Consider the following 20,054-nt stretch of genomic DNA (forward strand, 5'->3'; position numbering starts at 1 on the left):
TCAGTCAGTTCAAGTAATTCGGTTTTCGACGAAACGCTTACCACCGAATTGGATAGTTCGTCTATCATGGATGGAACAGATTCGCGGAACGGTAATCTCGACACTGTTCGCGAGCGACTCAACGTGGTCACCCAGGAGACGCGATTTTCGCTCGTCCAGGACATCCTCGGGCATCCGTCGGGGCTACCGACGCTGAAAGAGTTGGACTACGTCAATCCGAGCCGTAGTCAAACAACGATCCGCCCGCATCTACAGCGCCTCGTCGAGGCGGGCATCGTCGAGAAAGTCGAACTCCCTGAGAACCGCCGGCAGAATGATCTGCCGTACACGTTCTACGGGATCAGCGAGGAGGGGAGTCGATTCCTCGAGGAGCACAAGCTACGGAGCGCAAAGGAGACCCTCCGGAAGATCTACGATCGGGTCGAGAAGACCGCCGAGATCGAGCGCTACGAGTCGGCCCCGCGTCCCAAACGGTGAGTGATTCATCTATTCGACGTTGATGCCACGGAGAGTTACCCCACGTTGTTCAGATGATTCTACTCCGTGGGGTAACTTCGAAGACACACCGCTTCAGAGCCCCGGCTACCGACACTTACTGAAACCCGACAGTAGAGTCATCATCGAACGCATTCTCTGAGGCGGAACCATCGATGTCGGATAGATCGACGTCGGCAGTCGATTCGGGGCGGATGTCTTTCGTCATCGTATCGAGTTCCTCGGGAGTGGGGAAGTCCTTGACGGAGACTGTCTGTGCATCCCGTCGTGCAGCTCGGCGCTTGGCATCTGTAACGAGTTCCTCAATGTCGGCACCGCTGAGACCGGCAGTGTGGCTCGCGAGCTGTGCCAGTTGGTCCCCGGTGAGGTCGTGTGGAACCCCCCTCAATTTCGACTGGAATATCGCGTGACGGCTCTCCTCTCCCGGAAGTCCGATCTCGACGTGCGTCGCGAGTCGCCCAGGGCGAAGAATCGCGAGGTCGATGTCTTCGGGTCGATTCGTTGCTCCGATGACGATGGCCGTTCGATCGTCGGCGGTGAGATGAACGAGTAACTCGCTGGTGATCTTTCTGTCCTCGGCGTGTGCCCCACCAGCGCCGACGTCGCGACCGCCGAAGAGGTGCTCGGCCTCGTCGAGGAAGATGACGCAGGGGCCGACTGCCTCGGCTTCCTCGAAGAGCTGTCGGATTCGCTGAGGTCCTTCGTTAATCCACTTGCTGGTCACGTCCGCCGGGCCCAGCTCAAGGAACGGAATATTGAGTTCGCCAGCGAGCGCTCTCGCGAACAGGGTCTTGCCGGTACCTGGTGGGCCGTAGAAGAGAATCCCACGTGACGGTTCGATCCCGAATCGATCGTATCGGTCGTCACCACGTGCCGCTGCTTGGACAGGCTGGAGGACCTCTTCAGCGAGTCGTTCCTTCACATCATAGTAGCCGGCGACGTCGTCAAAGCTGATGTTCGACCGAGTCCAGTTGTATTCGAATTCTTCAGATGTGGGTACTTCAACCCGCGCCCGAGACGCTTCTGAGCGTTGTTGCCCCTCTGTAGTCCTATGCTGGGGAATGGAGAGTTCGTCTATATCGGTTGAATCTTCTGCACTGTTATTTTCGGGCTGATCTGCTCTCCTGGCCTGGCTGATCCTTTCCCTATCCACAGAGGGACGGAAATACCGTCCGGTGGCGTAGTAATATCCATTCTCTCCTTGTGGATCATAGTACGTCACTGCAACGGCGAGAGCCGCTATTCCCAGCCCGAGAGCCGCTTGAACCTGTGAGTCACTGGGAAAGAGCACGGTGAGGAAACTTAGCTGTGAAATCGAAGACGCAACTATCGTCATGCCTTCTGCGAGGAGGAGGAGCACTACAAACAACTGGTAGACTAACGCAAACGGATAGAGTCCGATGGTGCCGACTGAATCAAGGACCGGGACCCCGAGTCCCCCTGCGATGTGGACTATCAGAATTCCAATTCCTAATGCGACGACGGCGGACGGTGGAAAATCAAGGAGGGCTGTGATCACCCACATATGAACCATCGCCAGTATCGTCCAAGCGAGCATGAAGAACAGTCGATAAATCCCTCGCTTCTCATGTTCTCGCTCCATAACTCGATAAGTCACGTACTCGACGACGGCAAAGAAGCCGAGGAAGGCGACGACGGCTAACACAGTCTTGAGGATACTCATCGGATCAAATACCCAGTGTCAGGCAGTCCGTGAATGGCGGATGTTGCGATCTGCGCGAATGGAGCGCGCTGGGATTCGAGGGTCATGTGGGCCGCGGCGTGTCGGTACGGCCACTGAGAACGGCATCGACGCGCGTTCACAGTGGTCTATGCTTCTTTCATGCCGGTACTCGACTATAACTTCTCGCCCCAGACGGCCGATACAGACTTCGACAAAAGGTGATCGACAGGATGAATTCACATGGACTCCGACTGTCCCTCTCCAGTGTCATCATCCCACGGCGGAGCCGAAGCCTGTCCCGGTCCCTCTTCTTGTCGGACCGTCCAATCGATATCGGGCTCGTCGGCTGAGTCGGCGAGTTCGTCTCTGGCTCCGGGTCCGATGAGGTGCTTCCCACCCCGCTGCCCCATATTGTACGCCGCATAGGGACTCCGTGTCATCGCTCCAGCGAAGACGATCCCACTAGCTTTCCCGGCTTGGACACCGGTCTTTCCTACGTGCTTGCCAGCACGGCCGGTGGAAATAGCCGCCTGTCCGGGGGTCTTCGCGACGGTTTGAGCTGCTCTGATCCGCTTGATACTCCGGGCCGATTTGGATGCATCTTCTCTGAGCGTCGCCGCTCGTTGTCCGAGATCCTGAGCTCTGCCGTTGAGATCAATCGTCGTCTCTTCACCCCCCGCGGTCTCGTAGGTCACCTTGCCCTCTGCGTCCGGAGATAGAGTTGAAGTTCCCTCCGCAGGTTTTTCGGTATCAGATAGTATTCCACGATCGGAGGCCTCGGTAACATCGAATTCCCCGTTCTGGTATGACTCGGTCAGGAAGTCCCGGTTCGTGTCCGCTTCGTCCGCAGCGTCCAGGTTCTGACTAATCGCTTTCCGATGGCTATCGATGCTTTCTGTCCCGATTGCTCGCCGAACACCAGCTACGCTACCTCTCTTCGTTTTGGATCCCAATTTCTTAGCTGTAGAACTAGCCCGCCCAGCATGAGATAGTGCTGCTCCGACTCCCGGCGCGCTAGCCACCTTGTTCCGGGCGTAGTCCAAGTCCTTCGAGAAAATACCCGGTGCAGTGTCAATACCGTCCTCCACTGCCGACTCTCGAGTCCCGAGAGCATCCGATACACTACTACGCATCGTCCCGCCAACAGTCGAGTTCCCGGTAGCCGCAGATGGATCTGCAGCAGTGCCGCCGCCAGATGTGCTACCAGAGGATCCGCCTGACGTTCCCCCACTCCCGCCTCCACTTGTTCCGCCAGAACTGGACTTCGAAGCACTACTCACGGCTCCCGAACCTGCACCAGCGCCGACGGCGACTGCTCCGACCCCCGTGGCGGCGATCGCGGCGGCGACGGTCATCGTGAACGCGGCGTCAACGCCGAGGGGCTGCCCGGCCCACCCGATCGTCTTCCAGATGACGACGAACAGGATGACTGGGAAGATCAGTGCCAGCGCTGCTGAGACGTAGAAGCTAGCGACGTCACCGCTCGCAGAGATTCCACCGGTCGCAATTACGTTGAATACGCGCATCACGAGAGCGATTATCGGACCGACAAGCAGGGCGTAGACGCCCATCCGGAGCCACGTCGCAGCGAAGTTGCTAATCGATTTCATCGGTCCCCAGTTCGCGTACCAAAGGACCGCGAAGAAGGGAGCTCCGACGGCGACCGTGACGACGATGAACTGCCGGAGGACCAGCAGTACCGACGCGATAATCGTCGCGATGAACATCAGTGGCACCGCGACGAGGAGCGCGATGACTTCGACGCCCAGCCCGAGTGTCGAGCCCCAGCTCCCGCCGAGGTCGGCATTGAACGTGAGGACGAACGTCGGCGGAGCGAGCGCGTTGGTCACCGCATTCGACGCCTCGATGAGGAACCCGAACAGCGGCTGGGAGATCGCGATGAAGAAGATTACTGCGACCACGCGGGCAACCATGTTCCACAGCGAGGTCTCGCGGTCCTGACTGAACGGCATCGCGATCAGTCCGCCGGCGATTAGGATGGGCAACAGCGCGATCGAGAGCCGGAAGACGTCGTCCCATGCGCCCGTGACCTGCGCGCTTGTCATAATCGAGGGCTCGATGGTCAGCAGCGGCTTCAGCCCGAAATTGAACATGAAGTTGATCGCACTGACCAGAATCGAGCGGAGGAACTCGAAGATAGCCCGGACGATCGCGTCGGGCAGCCAGCCGAGGTCCAGGAGGTCAGCCATCGATCTGTCCCTCGAGTGTGGTCGCGAGCGTTCCGCTACCCGGGCGGGACTGAGCCGTCGCGACGCCCGGCCGTTGCTTCACGGTTCCTCCGTCGTGTGGCCGTTCGTGACTGCGTCCGACCCCCCGTCAGGATCGATCTCCGGGTCGGCGTCGACGACGTCGTTGAGGTCGGCCGCGTGGACATCCTCGTGATCGGCCTCCATCGCCATCTGAAGGTCCATATCGCGGTTCATCACGTGCGGGAGGTCGGTCATCTCGAGGTCCTCGTGGAACGCCGCGTCTCTGGGTGTTCCGTCACCCTCGGCGAGGTCGATCCCCTCGACGCCGGCGAGCCAGTCCCACGGATCGAGCGCGTCGTCCAGGACGGTATGCTCGAACGGCCCGCTCCGGATTTCGAGGCGGCGCCGCCCGTGGACGCTGGTCGCCAGTAAACACTCCGAGTAGTCCGAATCCTGTCCGCGGGCTGCCGTCTGGATGAATCGAATCTCGTCGGTCGAGAAGCCGTAGTACTCTGCCGTCTGCTCCGAGACCGATTCGGCGTAGAACAGGCACTTCACGTCACAGTTCTCGTAGACCTCGCGGCGCTCGTTCGTCCGGACGAACTCGTGGGCAGTCTGACTCATCAGCGTCAGGCCGGCCTCGTAGTGACGCGCGTGGCGGATGTACAGGTTGATCAGGTCCCGTGCGGCGGGTCGTCCCAGTAGATAGTGGGCCTCGTCGAACGTGACGTCCACCTTGTAGGGCGACTGCTTCGCCTCCAGGTAGGCCCACGAGAGCATCGCATGGAGGATGAGTGGCATCTCGCCGGTGTCGGCGAACGAGCTCATGTCCATCACGACCAGCCGAGAGGAGAGATCGAGATTCGTCTGGCCGTTCAGGTTGTGGTTGATACCTCCCGGTTTGAACGACTCGAACTTCGGCTGGAGGCTCCGAGCGAGTTCCTGATGATGGTCGGTCGGCGTGACGATTGTATCCGAGATCGAGATACCGCCTCCGTGCAGGGGCCCCGCGTCGTCGCCGAGCTCCGCCTCTTCGGCGTTCGGAACCCCGTAGGACTGGAACTGTCCGAGTTCGACTCCGTCGATGACGCCCGCCTCGTGGGCGGCTTCGAGGCCGCCGGCAGCGATCACGTTGACACCGCGGATGAGGTCGTCGAGCGTTGGTGACTCCCGCCCGTAGGTGTCGAACTCGCCGAGGATGATCCCCTTCGAGATGTAGGCGTAATGGGCGGCCTGAATGAGAATGCCCTCCTCACCGGCGGACATCCCATCACGCTGGTCGAAGTGAGTGTGGAGCATCTCGATGACCGACCGAATCGTCAGCGCGTACGTGTCGTCGCCGTTTTCCTGTTCGGCGTCTGCCGGCGGCGAGATGTCCATCGGATTGACGGTGTAGTTCCCACCGAAGCGGATCACTTCGCCGCCGAGGGACTGTGCGAACCGCGGGTAGTCGTCACCCGCCGGGTCGAACAGGATGCACTGGACGTTCGGGTCTGCGAGCAGTCGTCGGTAGATCTCCAGCTTCCGGAAGTAGCTTTTTCCCGACCCCGTCTTCCCCGAGATCGCCATCGAGTGGCCCGACAGCGCGTAGCGGTCGAGGATCACAGGCCGCTTCGTATCGTCGAACCCGAACAGGACGCCCTCGGGATCGTAGATTGACGGTTCGACGAGGTTGAAGAACGTCCCCAGCGCCTCGAGCTGAATCGGGTGCGTGTTGTCGATGGTGTCGCTCGCGAGCGGCGCGACCGATCCAATGGCCTCGAGTTGCTGGTGTTTCACCGGGCTGAGGTCGACGTCCTGTTCGGCGAGGATGGCCTCCACCCGGTCGAGCATCTCGTCGAGACCCTCCTGCGTGTCGGCGACCAGTTCGAGGTAAATCGCGACGTCGTAGAGCTTGGTCGTCCCGCGGATGGTGTTCCGCAGGAGCCGTTCGAGGTCCTGCCGTTCGAGTTCGTCTTGGTAGGTGTCGGTACGGCCGCGTTTCTGTTTGACCGACAGCGAGGTGACGGCCTGCGTGTAGCGCTTCTGGAGCTGGCGACGGACGTCTTTTGCGGCCCGCGGCTGGACGTGGAGCGACAGCCGCAGATCGACATCCGCTAGGGTGAGCGGCACCAGCCAACCGAGGCCCACCTTCCGGGGGAACGAGGTCACCGTGAGAACCTGCGAGATGCGGTCGTCACGGACCTGGAACTTCGGGTAGTCCTGGACGACTCGGGGAGCGATGAGCCGCTTGTCGAGCTCGCCACGCTCTTTCAGCGTCTCCATCGGGGTGGCGAGGTCGATGTCCTCGGCTTGCAGCTGGTAGGCTGCCCACTCGATGTTCTCGGTGGTGGTCTCGCGGTCGAGCAGCGCGAGGTAGTCGAGCGCGTGGCGCGTTTCGTCGCCCGAAAGCTCGTCGATCGGGCGGCGCTCGACCGACTCCTCCGTCGTCTCGTTACTGAATGCCTGCGTGATTCGTTTGATCATCTCTTGGTCTCTGCGTGTGCGGTCGGGGTGATCGGCTGTCGGTACAACTCCTGAAGTCGCTCAAACATCGGTTCCCTCCGGTGGATCTGCCCCACCGTGATCCTCGTCGACGACCGCGTCGGCAAGCTGCTCGACATCACCCTCGATTACGTTGAGGGCGCTGCGACGGGCCCGGAGCGCGAGTGCGACGCCGACGACCAGCAGAAACAGCCCCGCGGCGTACACCTCGACGACGAGGGCCGTGGTCCCGGTCGGCGTGCTGGTCCACTGTGTCGGATACGCCTGCTCGAACAGCCCCACAGCGACGGCCGTCACACCGACGCCGGCGAGGCCGATGGCTGTCGATCGCTGACCCGACGGGAGCAGGATGACCAGACTCAGCAGGAACGTCGGAAGGCTTCCGGCTGCGAGCCCGAACGACGCCTCTCGCACGAGCAAGTACGGCACATCTCCAACCTGACCGCTTCCGAGGAACGCACTGAGGGCCGTGGCCGCGAACAGGAGCGCTGTCGCGAACAGCGTCACGCCGGCATACACCGACAGTGGCGAGTGGTAGTGCTTTCCGCGTCCGATTGGGCCGATCGTCCGGGCGTACCAGGCGAGGATACGGGAGTTGTCGACCTGGTCGATGTACTCCTCCTGAACGCGCCCGCCGTACGGCAGATCACCAGTCGACTCGGGGCGAGGCTCGGGATCGGACTCCGGTTCAGCGAGTTCAGCCTCCCGGTCGGCCTGCTCGAACGCCGTCGCCAGATCGAGCGGTTCGCCGGTCGCGGGGTCAGTCAGCGTGTCCTCATCCGGCCGTGTGAAGGCGCCGTGTTCGAATCTAATCGGGGCTTCTTGGCCTCGGTAGACCTGATAGAGAATGTCGAGGACGTCGGCGCGGTCGTCGATGATGGTCGTCTCGACCTGCGTGCGCGGCAACTGCGAGGCGACCCGTTGGACCCGGGCCCAGACCTCGTCGAGATACGGCTCTTCGTCGTCGACAGCCGTCGTGCGATCACCAAAGGGAAGTGCATCAGTGATGGCGTCGAAACGCCCGTCCTCATCGTCCTCGCCCTTCCTGACTGCGACGGCGACGAAGAACCGCCGGTCGCGAACGTTCGCAAGCGCGATTGTCTGATCCAGCCATTCAGCGTGGGCGATTCGGCCGTACTCGAGGAGCGGTGAATCGGTCACCCGGTCGCTGTCTGCCCCGACCGCCGCACCACCGTCGGTGGCCGGTTCCTCTGCGTCGTCTTGATCGTCGACGATCGCCGTCGGCTGACCGGTCGGTGTGCCCGGAGCGTCCACCCCGACGAACTTCTCGATATACTGGTCGCCGTTGAAGCGAGTGGTCAGCGTCAGGAACTGCGTCGGGAACTGCAGGCCCCGCAGGAACGTCATGTACGAGACGTACAGGCTGTTCCGGCGTTCTTCTGAGAGCGTGAGCCACTCGCGGGGCTCGATTTCGATCAGCATCGTGTACGCCGTCGGCGTCTCGATGACACCACCGTCGCGAACGTTTTCGAAGCCGAGGAGATCCAGGGTTGAGCCTCCGTCCCCCTCCCCGTTCATGGAGGTCATGGTTTCTGCTCCGACGTCGATCCGTCGACGTTCGGGCGGGTCCGTTCGAAGCCACCGGGGTAGGCGAGGTCAACACCTTCGAGGTCTACTGGCTGCTCGGTAGTTCTCATCGGGGGCGTCGTAATCCACTCGTCTTGCGTGACGCCGGCGCCCAGATCTCCGTCCTCGGGATCAGGATGTCGCCAGACGTAGACGTTCGACCCGGTCTTGTACTGGAAGACGGCGTGCGCATACCGCAGAGGACGCTGGCCGGGCGGCGTCTTCAGGAAGATCAGCCCGCCGATACCGATCCCGAGGGCGAATAGCGGGAAGGTGAACAGCAGTGGGAAGCCGATGGTGTAGAGGACGGCACACGGGGCGAGTGGGATGGCGAGCGACTCGGCGAGCCGCTTCACAGAGAAGCCAAGGAACTTCGACTCCAGCAGGTTACTCGCGACCGGGACGGGGTCGGGCATCTACCCATCCTCCCCGAGACACTCGTCTCCGGATGGGAGAACTCCGCCGGCTTCCAGCTGCTCGGCTCCCTTGATCAGCATCCCGCGCCAGTTGACTCCGTGACGTTCCCGAACGGCCTCAAGCCGCTCGAACTGCTGGTCGTCCTTGATGACGATGCGGGTCGAGGTCATCGCTCGGCCCTCTCCACAGCAAATTCGACAGCGCCGCTGTCCCCGCGGTTTGTCTCGGATTCCACTGTTCGGAGCGTGCCGTTCGCGTCGAATAGGCGCGGATCGAGTTGATGATCGGTGGTCGACGTATCCGACCGAGCTGGTGTTTCGTGCGTCTCGGCGTCGGTCAGTGACTCAACGGGTTGCTCACTGGGGTCGGTACTGTCCGATTCCGACTGGCGACGTTCACGTTCGGGGTCGTCTGGTGTGAGCGCGAACCTGAGTTCTCGCCCCTCGAGACGCTTGGCGCCCTGGATCAGCATCCCTCGCCACTGGACGCCGTACTTGTCTCGGATCGACCGGAGACGGCGGTACTCCGCCTCGCTTCTGAATTGAATCTCGATTTCAGGCATCCTACTCACCGCTTTCAGCTGGCACTCTCGTCGAGAACCACGGCGGGACGCGGCAGATCGAAATCGGGAGTCACCGAGAGCACGGTCCCGAACGGCGTTACCAGTACGACGCCTGTTCGGAGGATGGACTGTTGTTTCATCACACTCCAGTGGTCGGTGGCACGAGCATTTGTTTATTTCAAGAATGCGTAACGCGTAATAGTGCGTCGAACGCACGGTTGCGGCTGACGCAACTGTCCTTATGTTCTGTGCGCTAGGGGCGACGGCAGACGCGTTCGAGACAGTCATCGAGGCCGCGCGCGACGACCCTGACGATGCGTTGTAAGAACTGCAACACAGTGGTCGTATTTCAAGAGCCTCGAGAGGTACGCGGCTACGAGGAGGCCGTTCTCGCCTGCATTGATACCACGGTGCTCCGGGCGCCTACAAGGTCAACTGGTGGAGTCCAAAGCCCGGTGACGAGTGGGCCTCAGGCGAACTGAGTGAGTTCGTCGACATCGACGAACCAGACGGGGTGTCGCATCTGGCGTAGTGGGCTTGTAAAAATCATTAGACAGTGACAAGTTTAGCGATCCTGCTGAGTATAGAGTGCATCTCAGTTCCCCCAGCTAGTGCCGCTTCAACGCTGAACTGCTAGACACGATCGATAGACGGTCTATTGCAGGAATATAGCAGACCACGACTGAAGGCCCACTAGCGACGGTTACGGCCCCTTGCTAGCCGGCAGTCTATATGCCAAGCCACTCGTCGTTCCGGATCTCGTATCCGTTCGTCCGGCAAAACGTCGCTGCGTGCTGGCGTACCGCGCGGGATCCCGGGAGTGTTTCGTTCTCTTGGATTCGCTTGACGATCCAGTCGGTGACAGCCCGGATGCCCTCATCATCGTCATCGGCGTCGATCGCTTTGAGCTCCCGAAACGTCTTTTCGTAGGCGTCGCGTTGTGACTCGCTGAGATCTGTGTTCGGGAGCGTTTCGGCCGCTTCGAGGACCCGTTTCATCGCCGCAGCGACTGTCGGCCGCTGGACTCGCACTCGGACGGCAGACGGGGAGTCGAACGTCTCCGAGTCTATCGCCGGCACTAGTTCCTCGACAGTGTAGCTCTCGTCGTCCGATTCGATGTCTCGGTCACCGATCACCGCGACGACCTCCGACCCAGTTACCGGGAACTCCAGCGATTCAAGCTCCGAATCCAACTCGTCGAGAGCTGCCGAGTCAATCGGCGGTTCTGGTTCGTCCCCACGTTCCAGTTCCACGGCAACGTCGCGCTCTCGCTGCCGTCTGTCCGCGTCACGGGCTTGCTTATCCCGGCCGTTCTTATCGTCTGCCATTCCCGAAGGTTGCCTCTCTAGCCGGATAGTCCTGTGGTCGATGCGTAAGGAATCACCCGAATGGATAACTATCGGGACTCTGTTGAATTGAGCAATGGGCCGTCGGATCCGTCATCCACTGCTGGCACTTGCTGGCGTCATCTCTCTCACGCTCCCGTGGCTCGTGATTCGAGGCCTGGGGCTTGTCCCTTCGCTTCCGACGGCCGTGGTCATCCTCGTGAGCGGCGTCGCCGTCATCGGCGCGGCGTTCGTGCTGACCTGGGGTGCTGAAACGGCCGAGATGGACGTCCCACGATCGTTCGCACTGGCCGTCCTCGCGATCATCGCGGTCGCACCGGAATACGCTGTTGACGCACTCTACGCTTGGGAGGCCGGCGCGGCACCGGGAACGCCGGCCTCGGAGACCGCCGCCAACCTGGCCGTCGCAAACATGACCGGCGCGAACCGCATTCTCGTCGGCCTCGGCTGGTCACTGATCGCGCTGTACGCCATCTATCGCGCCCGAGTTACCGCTGATGAGTCCGTTATTCGGCGGGATGGATTCCTTCGGGATTCGGTGCAACTCGAGCCCCGGATCAGCATCGAGATCCTGTTTCTTGGCGCAGCGACGGTGTACGCCCTGTTTATCCCGTTTTTCGACGGTATCGACGCGCTCGACGCGATTATCCTGGTTGGTCTGTATGCTGCCTACGTCGTCGTCATCCTGCGGGGAGAGTCGACCCACGAACCGCAGTTGGGTGTCGCCGGGTATCTCCAGGGATTGGCGCGGTCACGACGCATCGGTGCGGTGCTCGTAATGTTCGCGTACTCGGCGTTCATCATCCTGATCGCAGTGAAGCCGTTTGCAAAGGGCCTGGAGACACTCGGTCCACAGCTCGGCGTCTCGTCGTTTTTCATGATCCAGTGGGTCGCTCCGCTGGCCAGCGAGAGCCCCGAGTTCATCGCCACGGCGTACCTGGTGCAGAAACTGCGGACGACATCGGCGTTCAACGCGCTGATCTCCTCGAAGCTCAATCAGTGGACGCTACTCATCGGGACACTCGTCGTCGTCTACAGCCTCTCGCTCGGCGAGTACGGCGTCCTCCAGTTCAGCCAGAAACAGGCCGGCGAGATTTGGATCACCGCGGCCCAGAGCTTCTTCGCAGTGGCTCTCCTCGTCAACTTCGAGATCAGCGTCCGTGAGGCAGTTGCACTGCTCGGACTGTTCGCACTCCAGTTCCTCCCGTTCTTTCAGGATTTCGAGGGGCTACTGCTGTTCAGCGGTGTGTATCTCTTCCTCGGGGTCGCACTCCTGATCCGCCGTCGGCGTGATCTCCCGACCGTCGTTGAGCGTGCCCGTCACCACGGTAGTCGGGACACAAGGGAACCGCGGTCGTCCGCGACAGCAGAGGAATAGTGCGGATACGCCGTACTGAGTGGGGCGTGGTTCGTTTGGACCAGCGGCCGTGAATGGCTCTTCCCGCACTCAGTGGAGCAATGATGTCTACAGCCGTTCACAAACTCTCGTGATGGATACACCGTGCATATCGGTCACTGGAGGCCGTTCATTCTGCCCTCGTCAGGGTAGAACTCTCCCGAACTGGCCACGTAGATAAGTCTAATTCACGTCGGTCAATATACTTTTGGAGCGACGTACACGGAGGAAGTACGTGACGGAACAAGGACCGGAAAGTGAGGACACGATCGACCCGATGGGAGTTACAGAGGTCCTCAATTCGTTGATTGAAAGCGGGTTCCACGAAATAAACCGAGAGACGAACGGGTTGGTACTGTCTGGATTCTCTGCCGGTCTCGACATCGGGTTTGGACCATTATTGATGGCAGTGATGCTCACCCTCTCATCGGGTGGGTACGGAGATCTCGGAACGGAGCTACTACTCGCGAGTACCTACTCTGTCGGATTCATGTTTGTCATCTTGGGACGATTAGAACTGTTCACCGAACACACCACCGTGGCCGTGATGCCGGTCCTCGACGGACGAGCGTCGCTTGCGGAACTCGGCCGTCTCTGGGGGTTGGTCTACGTCAGCAATATCGTCGGTGGGGTGGCCTTCGTCGTACTCATCGTTACGTTGCTGCCCGACCTCGGGGTCGCCTCTCCGGAGGCATTCGAGACGATCGCTCTCTCACTCGTCAACCACGGTTTCACGTGGCTATTCATCGCCGGCGTGCTTGCGGGATGGCTTATGGGATTGCTGGCGTGGCTGGTTACAGCAGCTCGAGAGACGACGAGCCGTCTCCTTATCATCTGGATCGTCACGGCCGTAATCGGTATCCTCCACCTCCCCCACTCGATTGCGGGGAATGTCGAGGTGCTGTTTGGCGTCTTTCTCTCACCCTTGATTTCGGTGATGGACTACGTAGTGTTTCTCGCGCTTGCCACGATAGGCAACGCAGTCGGCGGGGTCGTGTTCGTCGCCCTGTTAAAGTACGGTCACGTCGTCCGGGGCGGGGATTAGTGGAAAATCCAAGAGAGTGTGTTAAAATCCGCTATCGGAAACGTGAGTTTGGTGATTACACCCTCTATGGCCAGACGGTAACGGAGCGATGTCTGTCTGCGGGGATTGACCTGAGTACGACTAGCCAACATAATCTCTCTGGAGAATTGACTGTCCAGGAGCGGCCCGCTCATTCACGATCCGAGTGACCTTCCTGTTGAAGGAAAGTAGAGGTTGGGGATCGGTTTGATCTTAGCTTGATCCAGAGGGAAGCGACGATTCCTCGGGCTCTATGACGGTCTCCAGCACCCACTTCTTTTCGACGTCACGGTTCGCAACGACGATCAGATCACCCTCTTCGCTTTGGATGCGCGTCTTGCGCAAGTCGATACCGGTCACTGTTTCGGTGACTGACGCAGTGGTGACGAAGTCACCCTCATTAAAGTCCGGATCTCGAAGCAGGTATACGCCGGCGACCGTATCGGCGATCATCTCTTTGAGGGCGAACGCGATGCCGAGACCGATGAATCCGGTCGCAGTGCCCAGGCTCGCGGCAATATCTCCCATGCCGACGATCTTTAACAAAACTAATCCGGCCCCGAACCAGAGGAAGATGTTCACGACGGTGACCGTGAGATTGACGATGAGTTTCTGATCCGCTGAGTACATTAGAGTGAGGCCGGATCGAAGGACAATTCTGACTACACGGATCACAGTATAGGCGAGCAACAGGAATATCAGCCCAGAAAGAAGTTTGGGGAGCGTTCCAACGATCTCCTGGAAAACTCCTCAATAACCGATTCGACCGCCACGCCGTCGGCAGTCGGCGTCGTCTGTAACAGCGTTACCAGTTTGAACATAGCTCGTAGTATAATAACACGATTCTATCAGGTTCCGGTCATCGTCGCTTCACCCCAGACGTGGGATTTGACGGTAGTTCGGAACGTCTTGGGATCGATTCACGAATCGAAATTGAGGATCTGCGGAGGGTACGATCGCTCAGTCGTCGAGATATGGTTTCTCGATGTGTTGGTCACCCCCGATGAGTGTCGTCAGCCACCGGGTGACGATATCGAACACCGCAACGAGTGGGCCCAACGCTCGTTCGACGTATGAGATCGGGCGAGCGACGCGGAGACTCCACGACTCCGCATGCCCGAGTCCGTAGGATTTCGGCACGATTTCGCCGAAGACGAGGATGAGCACGCTCACGCTGAGCGTTGCTATCACGACGGTGAAACCAGGGGGAACAAACCGTGCAACGAGGAGTGTGATAATGCTGGTGATAGCGATGTTGACGAGGTTGTTCCCGACTAGCAGCGTGACAAGGAGTCGATGCGGATTCGCGCGGAGTTGTTGGAGTGTACGGCTTTCCCGTGTACTGTCTTCGGGAGGGGTCTGTATCCATTCATCTGGGAGCGAAAAGATCGCTGACTCACTGCTGGAAAAGAACGCACTCAATGATAACAGAATCACGACTGCGAGAAGCGACGGTACCACTATCGAGTATGTACTCATATCTGACTCGTACGCTGGTAAGCGTATGAATACGGTGGTTAGTCCCTTCAATCGACGACGACATCACGCGTGCGGGTCGCATCGAGCGCACGATTGAGGTCGGAGCGCCGGACGAGGAGACCAGACGCGAAATCCTGGCGATCCATACTCGGTCCCGGCCGCTGGCCGACGACGTCGATCTTGACCACCTGGCAGCCGAAACCGATGGCTTCGTGGGTGCCGATCTGGCGGCGGTGTGTCGAGAGGCGGCGACGATAGCAGTTCGTGAACACGTCCAAGCCCAGACCGAGGGTGTGGCAGCGGCCGTCGAGGATATCGTGCTTACCCAGGCGTACTTCAAGACGGCACTGGAAGAGATTCGTCCGGAAAACGCCAACCTCGCCGAGGAAGCGGACGAGCTGTGACCGTGGCGTCCGTCCACCTTTTAGTACCGGCCCCGCCAAGCTGACGGACGGTCTATGCGACCCTATGAATTAGTAGATAAACTTCCCCCAAAGCGCTTCACCCGACGACAGCGACTCCTTCTCGTCTACGTCGTTGGTCTCGTCACGGTCATCCTCTCTTATACGCTCCTTTACAACGTGGGGATGCGCTACTTCGAGGGCAACCAGCAGTCGTTGTTCCACTCGGCCCAGATCGTCGTCGAGACGATGACGACGACCGGATACGGGTCTGATTCCCCGTGGTCGACGCCCGCGATGAATCTTATGATGATAACGATGCAGGTCACCGGGGTCGGCATCGGCTTCGTAACGCTACGGATACTCGTCATACCCTTGTTCGAGCGGGCCCCGCTCGAACTCGATGATCGTCTGTCCGCCAAGAACGACCATATCGTCCTCGCGGAGTACCAGCGCAACACGGAGGTCATGCTCGACGAGCTCGAAGAGCTGGGCGTTCAGTACGTCCTCATAGAGTCGGAGGAGGACGAGGCGAAGCGACTCTCGGACGATAGCTATCAAGTCATCCACGGCGATCCCGAGGACCGGGACGATCTCGATCGGGCCATGATCGAGCACGCAAAGTTGCTCATCACTGACGCGGGAGACCGAACCGCAAGTATCGTCCTCACGGCGTTGGAAGCGAACGAAGCCCTTGACGTCGTCAGCTTTACTGCCTCTACCCGGCGCAAGGCGGCACTAATGGAAATTGGCGTCGACAGAAGTGTCGCTCCCAATGCGCTCATCGGGCAACAGTTGGCCGAGAAGGCGACCACACCTATTGCGGTCGATCCGGACGTCGAGAGCGACGAAATGGGCATCCGAGAGATCTTGGTTCGTCGCGACAGCCCGTTACACGGCGTCCGGGTCAGCGACTCCCCGGTGGCCGATCATCCGGATCTAACTCTCGTCGCCGGCTGGTTCAACGGAGAACTACGCGTTCCCCCTGAACCGGGGGACCGACTTACACCGAACACAGTGCTCCTCGTAGCCGGTCCAGTGTCGGAGATCGCAGACCTCACCAGGGAGGTCGCTGGAGTGCGGCACCCGAGTGATACGACGCATTCCGACATCGTCATCGCCGGATTGGGGGAGGGCGGGTCCGCCGCGATGAAAACCCTCCCCACGGAGACGACCGTAACCACCATTGATTTGAATCCGGACGTCACGCCCGATATCGTCGGCGACGCAACTGAGCCGGAGACGCTCCGCAAGGCGGGCATCGAAGCGGCGACTGCACTTATTGTAACCGTCGATGACGATGCGACGGCCCTCCTGACCGTGGCGATGGCACGGGCGCTATCGTCGGATGTGGAGATCCTCGCTCGGGTCACTGCCGCAGAGAAGGCCACCGCCGCCGTCCGGGCCGGCGCCGACTACACGCTCTCCGTCCAGCGCGTGTGTGCCAGATTGGTTGCCGCCGAGGCCCACGGCGAGCGTGTGATGTCTCCCGTGAACCAGATCCGGCTCGTCCGGGCATCGGGGGATTCGTTCGTGGGTGAAGAGTTGGCGACGATTCGTCAGGATCCGGACCGCGACTGGACAGTGGTCGGTATCGCACGAGCGGGCAAGATCCTCACTGACGAGGAGACGAGGGTTCGCCAAACGGACGAGGTGTTCGTCGCAGGCAGCGACGACGCCATACAGAAATTCGAGCGTACAGTTGACGCTACCTAACTGTATCTGTCAAATGTGAATGTATACGAACCGATGTACCACACTTATATCTGAATGGGGTTGGTGTTACCTGTGACGTGATCTAAGAGATGGGTTTCCTCGATTCGTTCGGTGTTCTGGTCAGTAGCATCATTGCAGCAATCGTCATGCTCGTGTTCGCCATCCTCAGCTTTTTCGTCACCGTGTTCATCGTGCAGATCGGTGCTGGCCTGGCCGGGTATTCCCCGAGCGGGGATTTCGTAGCGCTGTCCGCAGCAATTCTGTCCGCAAGCGCGATCATGGCTGGCGCATCGCCGATGTCGGGACTCAGCGGACTGACCGACACCGACTCCCGCTCACAGTAGTCATCCGCGGACATTTCACTATCCATTCAGGTACTGAGTGACGCCGACAGGGTAACGTGTCGTCGGATTTCGAGCTGATTCCGCTCGGCTTCACTGGTGTGTTGTGTGTTTCTCGAAGTTGCAGGGCTAACACCCCGCCCTCAGAGCCCTTCAGGTCGGGGAGGATGTCAACGGAGCCAAGCACCTGAACTGCTCCAGTATCTCCGAGAAGGAAGCCAGCGAAGAATCGCCTCCGACGATCAGGGGTGGGACAGGCATAACCGTCCAGCGGCCCTCTCACTAGAGAGTTACCCATGGATATCTCCGAGATTCTTTCAACGGAGTTCATCGAGTTCGACATCGGAACCCCGCTCTCGAAAGTCGCCGGGGCATTCGAGAATCAGGAACTCGATGCCGTCGTCGTAACAGATGGCGACGAGTATCGCGGCGTCGTTAGTCGCCGACAGCTGGCGTCCTCGTCCAACCAGCCGTCTGCGAAGGTCGGTTCACAGGTCCAGCACGTCCCGACTGTCGACCGTACCGAGGACGTCCGCGACGTCGCGCGGCTCATGATCGGCAGCGACGCCAAAACGCTCCCTGTACTTGACGCCGACGGCCGTGTCGTCGGTGTGGTGACCGGCGATGCCATCCTCGAGGCCGTTCGCCCGTTTCTCGCCGCAGTGACTGTCGAAGACGCCTACACGGCAGAATTGATCAGTGCGAGCCCTGAAACCACGATTGGGAAAGCGCTCAATATGCTTCGAGACGCCGGTATCGCCCATCTCCCGGTCGTCGACAGGGACGACCTCGTGGGGATGCTCAGCCTGTACGACGTCATCAAGTTCACGACGCGGGGCGGCACCAAGAGCCAGGGCGGTTCGTCGAGCGGCTTCGGTGGCCGCGGTGGCGGGGGGCAGAACCGTGGCGGGTTCGGCGCGCGCGAGGGCGACGCCGACCGGATGCTCGACCTGCCGGTCCGGAACCTGATGTCTGATGCAGTCGCAACGATAGAGCGGAGCGCACCGCTTGACGAGGTTGTCGAGACGATGTTCGAGCGAGAGATCTCCTCGCTCGTCGTCACGGCCGACGACACCAGTGAACCGATCGGGATCATCACGAAGACGGACGTCATCGAGGCACTCACCTGGGAGCGCAATGACCGGAACGCCGTGCAGGTGTTCGGCCTCGACCTACTGGAGGGGATGGACTACGACGACGTCTCTGCGCTGATCGAGCGCATGACCTCGAAGTACGGTGAGATGAGCGTGATCAAGGCTAGCATCGAACTGCAGGAGCACAAGGAACAGAGCCGGGGTGTCCCGCTGGTGCTGGCGCGGATTCGACTGGTAACCGACCGTGGCTACTTCACGGCTGATGGGGAGGGGTACGGTGCCTCTCACGCCCTTCGACTTGCCGCAAACGCGGTCGAACGCCAGCTGCTCAAGGGGAAGACATACGGACAGTCGAAGAAGCGTCCCGACGCTGATGAGCAGGCACAGCTCTATGGGTGGTGGCTCGGCGGGTGAATACACGAAGTCCAGTCCACCTATCGATGGCTTCCCTGCCGCTGGGTATTTCCCCCCAGTCGCGGAGGCAGAATAGTGATTGCTTCTGAGTGGTCGGGATCACGTCAGTCGCCAGCGTGTGATCTCCGCCGCGCCGTCGACGATGGGATTCTCTCGCCGGATTAAAATAGATGCGTACGATCACCCGCAGGTGGATCTGATCGGGACTTAACGTTGGGTTTTGCGGATAAACTCGTCGAGGTCTTCTTCGATGAGCGTCGCAACGCGCTCACTATATCGCCAGAGTGCGGCGTTGAGCCGTTCTTCGGTTTCGTCGTCGAGTTCGTCTGCTCCCCGAAGGATGGAGTCTTTGGTGATCTGCGGGTGGTACACACAGACGACGCCGAGTGAGGTATCCGAACTCGAGGTCCCCGCCGTGTGGATTCCGTACTGATCGGTCCCCCAGACACCATCGCCGCCCTCTCGCTCCAGTTCCGAGTCGAGCGCATCGAGCAATTGCACATCTTCAGAGGAGAGGAGGGGGTCGTCGCCTTCGAACAGTTCGGCGTACGCCTCCATTCGAGCACGTTTCGTCCACTGGTCCAACCGGGAACGCGCCCGTAGCACGAGTTGTCGCTCGTCTGGAAATTCGGCCATAGTCCTCTGTGGACGGCTGGGGCAATCAACGTTCGTACGGTCGCTCTGGTCGAGACCCATGCTGGTGATGGTTCTGAGACGAGAAGAGCGTATTCGCTCGGTCTCGACTGTCGGTACCGTGCTGTGGCTTCTGGGGTACGGGCTCGTACACGGAGCGTGATGGGTACGACTGCCTCTCAGTCGTCGTGTGGAACGCTGCTGTTCACCAACCGCCCACCACACTCCGGACAGCTGAGCGCGTCCTCGGGATCTTCGATACCGTCTCCACAGTCGCGACAGACGTACAGCGTTGGCTCAGAATCTGATTCGATGTTCGGTACCATATAGCATGGTTGGTGCGCGAGGCATTAACACTTGGGACCGATCTCGTTCAGGAGAAACTGCAACGGGCCGGGTAAGGTCGTGGTGGTCAACCACTCTGTCTTTCAGGTGGTGATTGGCCCTCCACCCCCCACGTTATACACGTCCCTCTCCTACCGTTGTTTGTGGCGACGATTGTCTATCAAGGCGTGGATAACACTGTCTCAGAAGCGATCGACGATGTGAAATTCAACTACTGAGAGGACCACTGGCAGATTCATCATGGCGACGACGAGTACACGTACATCCTGAGAGAGCGTGTCTATACGGTGAAGATGACCGACCCGCACTTTCACAATGGACGAGTAGACCCACGGTCAAGAGAACGCTCTGGAATCGGAGTCCACGTACGCTCTCAGGTCGTATTTC

19 protein-coding genes and 1 pseudogene are annotated in these 20,054 nt (G+C 60.1%); 8 read left to right on the plus strand and 12 right to left on the minus strand.

What is annotated here, in order from left to right; all coding sequences use genetic code 11:
• Positions 1–66: 66 nt before the first annotated feature.
• Positions 67–477 (plus strand): helix-turn-helix domain-containing protein, encoded by a 411-nt coding sequence (locus tag NL112_RS19920; protein ID WP_255152856.1) that lies wholly within the window; start codon positions 67–69, stop codon positions 475–477.
• A 115-nt stretch (positions 478–592) separates the two neighbouring features.
• Here NL112_RS19920 and NL112_RS19925 read toward each other — a convergent pair whose 3' ends face one another.
• The 7 genes from NL112_RS19925 to NL112_RS19955 all read right to left on the minus strand — a co-directional run bounded on the left by NL112_RS19925 (position 593) and on the right by NL112_RS19955 (position 9,439).
• Positions 593–2,179, minus strand: coding sequence for an AAA family ATPase (locus NL112_RS19925; RefSeq protein ID WP_255152857.1), 1,587 nt, complete (start codon positions 2,177–2,179; stop codon positions 593–595).
• A gap of 236 nt (positions 2,180–2,415) precedes the next feature.
• Entirely contained in the window at positions 2,416–4,389 is a 1,974-nt protein-coding gene (locus NL112_RS19930) for a TrbL/VirB6 family protein (RefSeq protein WP_255152858.1), read from the minus strand.
• A 78-nt stretch (positions 4,390–4,467) separates the two neighbouring features.
• Positions 4,468–6,855 (minus strand): VirB4 family type IV secretion system protein, encoded by a 2,388-nt coding sequence (locus NL112_RS19935; RefSeq protein WP_255152859.1) that lies wholly within the window; start codon positions 6,853–6,855, stop codon positions 4,468–4,470.
• A gap of 60 nt (positions 6,856–6,915) precedes the next feature.
• Positions 6,916–8,421, minus strand: coding sequence for a cell division protein CdpA domain-containing protein (locus NL112_RS19940; protein WP_255152860.1), 1,506 nt, complete (start codon positions 8,419–8,421; stop codon positions 6,916–6,918).
• Positions 8,418–8,876 carry a hypothetical protein gene (locus tag NL112_RS19945; RefSeq protein ID WP_255152861.1) on the minus strand — a complete coding sequence of 153 codons (459 nt, stop codon included), beginning with the start codon at positions 8,874–8,876 and terminating at the stop codon, positions 8,418–8,420. The genes NL112_RS19940 and NL112_RS19945 overlap by 4 nt, the downstream gene beginning before the upstream one ends.
• Positions 8,877–9,047: a hypothetical protein gene (locus tag NL112_RS19950; RefSeq protein ID WP_255152862.1), complete on the minus strand. Its 171-nt coding sequence runs from the start codon at positions 9,045–9,047 to the stop codon at positions 8,877–8,879.
• On the minus strand, positions 9,044–9,439 hold the full coding sequence (locus tag NL112_RS19955; protein ID WP_255152863.1) for a hypothetical protein: 396 nt from the start codon (positions 9,437–9,439) through the stop codon (positions 9,044–9,046). The genes NL112_RS19950 and NL112_RS19955 overlap by 4 nt, the downstream gene beginning before the upstream one ends.
• A gap of 320 nt (positions 9,440–9,759) precedes the next feature.
• Between NL112_RS19955 and NL112_RS19960 the strand changes: the two are divergent.
• Positions 9,760–9,971: pseudogene (locus NL112_RS19960) on the plus strand (DUF7567 family protein); the annotation flags it as partial.
• A gap of 196 nt (positions 9,972–10,167) precedes the next feature.
• Here NL112_RS19960 and NL112_RS19965 read toward each other — a convergent pair.
• Entirely contained in the window at positions 10,168–10,767 is a 600-nt protein-coding gene (locus NL112_RS19965; protein ID WP_255152864.1) for a DUF5789 family protein, read from the minus strand.
• Between the two features lie 94 nt (positions 10,768–10,861).
• On the opposite strand from NL112_RS19965, the gene NL112_RS19970 reads away from it, so the two are divergent.
• Both NL112_RS19970 and NL112_RS19975 read left to right on the plus strand, forming a co-directional pair.
• The gene (locus NL112_RS19970) at positions 10,862–12,163 is read left to right on the plus strand and encodes a calcium:cation antiporter family protein (RefSeq protein WP_255152865.1); all 1,302 of its coding nucleotides are present in this window, start codon (positions 10,862–10,864) and stop codon (positions 12,161–12,163) included.
• Positions 12,164–12,458: 295 nt separating this feature from the next.
• On the plus strand, positions 12,459–13,226 hold the full coding sequence (locus tag NL112_RS19975) for a formate/nitrite transporter family protein (protein ID WP_255152947.1): 768 nt from the start codon (positions 12,459–12,461) through the stop codon (positions 13,224–13,226).
• A gap of 231 nt (positions 13,227–13,457) precedes the next feature.
• Here the strand turns inward: NL112_RS19975 and NL112_RS19980 are convergent, their stop codons facing one another.
• Together NL112_RS19980 and NL112_RS19985 are read right to left on the minus strand one after the other, a co-directional pair.
• Positions 13,458–13,874 (minus strand): mechanosensitive ion channel domain-containing protein, encoded by a 417-nt coding sequence (locus tag NL112_RS19980; RefSeq protein ID WP_434084209.1) that lies wholly within the window; start codon positions 13,872–13,874, stop codon positions 13,458–13,460.
• 330 nt (positions 13,875–14,204) lie between these two features.
• Positions 14,205–14,723: a DUF21 domain-containing protein gene (locus tag NL112_RS19985; RefSeq protein WP_255152866.1), complete on the minus strand. Its 519-nt coding sequence runs from the start codon at positions 14,721–14,723 to the stop codon at positions 14,205–14,207.
• A 212-nt stretch (positions 14,724–14,935) separates the two neighbouring features.
• On the opposite strand from NL112_RS19985, the gene NL112_RS19990 reads away from it, so the two are divergent.
• The 4 genes from NL112_RS19990 to NL112_RS20005 all read left to right on the plus strand — a co-directional run bounded on the left by NL112_RS19990 (position 14,936) and on the right by NL112_RS20005 (position 18,689).
• Complete coding sequence (locus NL112_RS19990) at positions 14,936–15,127, plus strand: hypothetical protein (RefSeq protein ID WP_434084210.1); 192 nt, start codon at positions 14,936–14,938, stop codon at positions 15,125–15,127.
• Positions 15,128–15,181: 54 nt separating this feature from the next.
• Positions 15,182–16,840 carry a potassium channel family protein gene (locus NL112_RS19995; RefSeq protein WP_255152867.1) on the plus strand — a complete coding sequence of 553 codons (1,659 nt, stop codon included), beginning with the start codon at positions 15,182–15,184 and terminating at the stop codon, positions 16,838–16,840.
• Between the two features lie 89 nt (positions 16,841–16,929).
• Positions 16,930–17,184: a hypothetical protein gene (locus NL112_RS20000; protein WP_255152868.1), complete on the plus strand. Its 255-nt coding sequence runs from the start codon at positions 16,930–16,932 to the stop codon at positions 17,182–17,184.
• A gap of 293 nt (positions 17,185–17,477) precedes the next feature.
• Positions 17,478–18,689, plus strand: coding sequence for a CBS domain-containing protein (locus NL112_RS20005; protein ID WP_255152869.1), 1,212 nt, complete (start codon positions 17,478–17,480; stop codon positions 18,687–18,689).
• 207 nt (positions 18,690–18,896) lie between these two features.
• Here NL112_RS20005 and NL112_RS20010 read toward each other — a convergent pair whose 3' ends face one another.
• Both NL112_RS20010 and NL112_RS20015 read right to left on the minus strand, forming a co-directional pair.
• On the minus strand, positions 18,897–19,325 hold the full coding sequence (locus NL112_RS20010) for a DUF7539 family protein (RefSeq protein ID WP_255152870.1): 429 nt from the start codon (positions 19,323–19,325) through the stop codon (positions 18,897–18,899).
• 176 nt (positions 19,326–19,501) lie between these two features.
• Positions 19,502–19,648: a rubrerythrin-like domain-containing protein gene (locus NL112_RS20015; RefSeq protein WP_255152871.1), complete on the minus strand. Its 147-nt coding sequence runs from the start codon at positions 19,646–19,648 to the stop codon at positions 19,502–19,504.
• Positions 19,649–20,054: the final 406 nt, after the last annotated feature.

It is taken from the genome of Halorarius halobius (assembly GCF_024298865.1).
In the GTDB taxonomy this organism is placed as follows: domain Archaea; phylum Halobacteriota; class Halobacteria; order Halobacteriales; family Haloarculaceae; genus Halorarius; species Halorarius halobius.

What these genes read in the sequence shown, in the direction of transcription:
- NL112_RS19920 (WP_255152856.1), top strand. Translation starts at nt 67, where the DNA reads ATGGATGGAACAGATTCGCGGAACGGTAATCTCGACACTGTTCGCGAG.
- NL112_RS19925 (WP_255152857.1), bottom strand. Translation starts at nt 2,179, where the DNA reads ATGAGTATCCTCAAGACTGTGTTAGCCGTCGTCGCCTTCCTCGGCTTC.
- NL112_RS19930 (WP_255152858.1), bottom strand. Translation starts at nt 4,389, where the DNA reads ATGGCTGACCTCCTGGACCTCGGCTGGCTGCCCGACGCGATCGTCCGG.
- NL112_RS19935 (WP_255152859.1), bottom strand. Translation starts at nt 6,855, where the DNA reads ATGATCAAACGAATCACGCAGGCATTCAGTAACGAGACGACGGAGGAG.
- NL112_RS19940 (WP_255152860.1), bottom strand. Translation starts at nt 8,421, where the DNA reads ATGACCTCCATGAACGGGGAGGGGGACGGAGGCTCAACCCTGGATCTC.
- NL112_RS19945 (WP_255152861.1), bottom strand. Translation starts at nt 8,876, where the DNA reads ATGCCCGACCCCGTCCCGGTCGCGAGTAACCTGCTGGAGTCGAAGTTC.
- NL112_RS19950 (WP_255152862.1), bottom strand. Translation starts at nt 9,047, where the DNA reads ATGACCTCGACCCGCATCGTCATCAAGGACGACCAGCAGTTCGAGCGG.
- NL112_RS19955 (WP_255152863.1), bottom strand. Translation starts at nt 9,439, where the DNA reads ATGCCTGAAATCGAGATTCAATTCAGAAGCGAGGCGGAGTACCGCCGT.
- NL112_RS19965 (WP_255152864.1), bottom strand. Translation starts at nt 10,767, where the DNA reads ATGGCAGACGATAAGAACGGCCGGGATAAGCAAGCCCGTGACGCGGAC.
- NL112_RS19970 (WP_255152865.1), top strand. Translation starts at nt 10,862, where the DNA reads ATGGGCCGTCGGATCCGTCATCCACTGCTGGCACTTGCTGGCGTCATC.
- NL112_RS19975 (WP_255152947.1), top strand. Translation starts at nt 12,459, where the DNA reads ATGGGAGTTACAGAGGTCCTCAATTCGTTGATTGAAAGCGGGTTCCAC.
- NL112_RS19980 (WP_434084209.1), bottom strand. Translation starts at nt 13,874, where the DNA reads ATGTACTCAGCGGATCAGAAACTCATCGTCAATCTCACGGTCACCGTC.
- NL112_RS19985 (WP_255152866.1), bottom strand. Translation starts at nt 14,723, where the DNA reads ATGAGTACATACTCGATAGTGGTACCGTCGCTTCTCGCAGTCGTGATT.
- NL112_RS19995 (WP_255152867.1), top strand. Translation starts at nt 15,182, where the DNA reads ATGCGACCCTATGAATTAGTAGATAAACTTCCCCCAAAGCGCTTCACC.
- NL112_RS20000 (WP_255152868.1), top strand. Translation starts at nt 16,930, where the DNA reads ATGGGTTTCCTCGATTCGTTCGGTGTTCTGGTCAGTAGCATCATTGCA.
- NL112_RS20005 (WP_255152869.1), top strand. Translation starts at nt 17,478, where the DNA reads ATGGATATCTCCGAGATTCTTTCAACGGAGTTCATCGAGTTCGACATC.
- NL112_RS20010 (WP_255152870.1), bottom strand. Translation starts at nt 19,325, where the DNA reads ATGGCCGAATTTCCAGACGAGCGACAACTCGTGCTACGGGCGCGTTCC.
- NL112_RS20015 (WP_255152871.1), bottom strand. Translation starts at nt 19,648, where the DNA reads ATGGTACCGAACATCGAATCAGATTCTGAGCCAACGCTGTACGTCTGT.